A 1,456-nucleotide genomic window follows, 5' to 3' on the forward strand; every position below is an offset into this window, starting at 1 on the left:
CTTAACAAGATCCTAACGCATAGACAGGCCGTCGAGGATTTGGCGCGGTTGATCCTCAACCCAGCTCGCAGCCAAGTTCACGCAAAAGGTCACAGCCAACGGCTTATCAGAGGATCAAGATCAGCTTGGTTGAGCAACTCTTTGAAAGCACATCCAACGATGCCTCCCTCCCACCATACGACTTCTGCCTCAAGCGAGGGAAGGCCAGGCAAGGTCAGCCAGCACTTTGTGCCCGGATGGAGGCGAGCAATCGCGATCGCCGCGAAGCCAGACAGCGATATATCCCTAGTGGTGGTCACCAGGCGCTTTGCTCCCACAGGACGGATATAACCCGGGATCGTCACGCGGGTGCGGAGTGCGGAACGATCCTCTTGCGTGGCATACTCATAGGTGCCGAGTTGCGGCGTTGTTTTGATCATCAGGTGCGACCCCTGCCACCCCCTGTGGCTGAATGTTGCTACTGAACATTGCTTAAGTAAGTCTTGCGGAGCTGGCGGTTTCCCTCGCCTACCCTCGAGGGCATGCAACTTGCCTACAAGCCAGGATTACGTGTCTGGAGTTTTTTCCCGAATCATCGGGAACCAACCGGTGCTCTACGTCGTTGGCCTTTATAGCGTGCTGTCATGCGCGTACCTTGCCTGCGCTTGAAGATGAACTGATGTTCATGGAGCACGGCGACATCAAATAACATAGACGGGTCTTGAGCGTTTGGCATAAACGCTCGTATTTAACTTCACAATGGCGTGAACTGCATCCCCGTTAACGATCCTGTTAACTATTTTCTGGCACCTACCCGATAAGGACTCCCAAGAGCCGTACGATCGACAAGTCTCGGGGAATACGCATGTTGAACGCTGACAATCAGATCGTCCGCAAAGTTGTTGGCCCGCTTGGCGAAGTTTTGACTTTCGACAAGCTGCCCGAGCCGGGTACGTCTCGGTGGGTAGCGCGGCGCAAGGCCGAGGTGGTCGCTGCGGTTGAAGGTGGTTTGCTCAGCGTGCCGGAGGCCTGCGCGCGTTACCAGCTTTCGCTGGAAGAGCTCGTCTCTTGGCAGCGCGCGGTTGAACGCGATGGCATTTCAGGGCTTCGCGCATCGAAGGTCCAGCAAAACCGCCAGCGCCACGAAAGGCATAACCGGCGTCAGACTGCTTGAGATCCCGCTTCCCCGTTGTTGAAGCGTACAGTGGCGAGCTCACAAGTGGCCTCTGGACATCGGGCGCTTGTCCTTGCAGATCTCCCGCGCCTTGCCGCCGGGTTGATCGACGCCTGCTTGATCACCCTACTGCGCTGCCACAATCTACCTCCAGCTTGTACCCACCGTCTCCGCTCATGCGCAAGTAGCCCCTCATCTGACACTGCGGCCAAACTCGCCATTAATCCACCGATCGTGCGCCAAAGTGCATGAGCCGCCCGCAAATCAAACCAATCACACTGTCATCAGACGTGCAGTCCATCT

General features: G+C 56.6%; 2 protein-coding genes. One reads left to right on the forward strand and one right to left on the reverse strand.

Translation table 11 applies throughout. The features are described from left to right. Window positions 1-89 precede the first annotated feature (89 nt). Window positions 90-419 carry a PilZ domain-containing protein gene (locus tag HNO88_RS21895; protein ID WP_184250946.1) on the reverse strand — a complete coding sequence of 110 codons (330 nt, stop codon included), beginning with the start codon at window positions 417-419 and terminating at the stop codon, window positions 90-92. Window positions 420-844: 425 nt separating this feature from the next. On the opposite strand from HNO88_RS21895, the gene sciP reads away from it, so the two are divergent. Next, a complete protein-coding gene (gene sciP, locus HNO88_RS21900; RefSeq protein ID WP_184250949.1) occupies window positions 845-1,153 on the forward strand; it encodes a CtrA inhibitor SciP in 309 nt (102 codons plus the stop codon). Window positions 1,154-1,456 lie beyond the last annotated feature (303 nt).

Origin of the sequence: Novosphingobium chloroacetimidivorans (genome assembly GCF_014204535.1) — a bacterium.
Classification (GTDB): Bacteria; Pseudomonadota; Alphaproteobacteria; order Sphingomonadales; family Sphingomonadaceae; genus Novosphingobium; species Novosphingobium chloroacetimidivorans.

Coding starts and splice junctions, on each gene's coding strand:
- HNO88_RS21895 (WP_184250946.1), bottom strand. CDS start 419: ATGATCAAAACAACGCCGCAACTCGGCACCTATGAGTATGCCACGCAA.
- sciP (WP_184250949.1), top strand. CDS start 845: ATGTTGAACGCTGACAATCAGATCGTCCGCAAAGTTGTTGGCCCGCTT.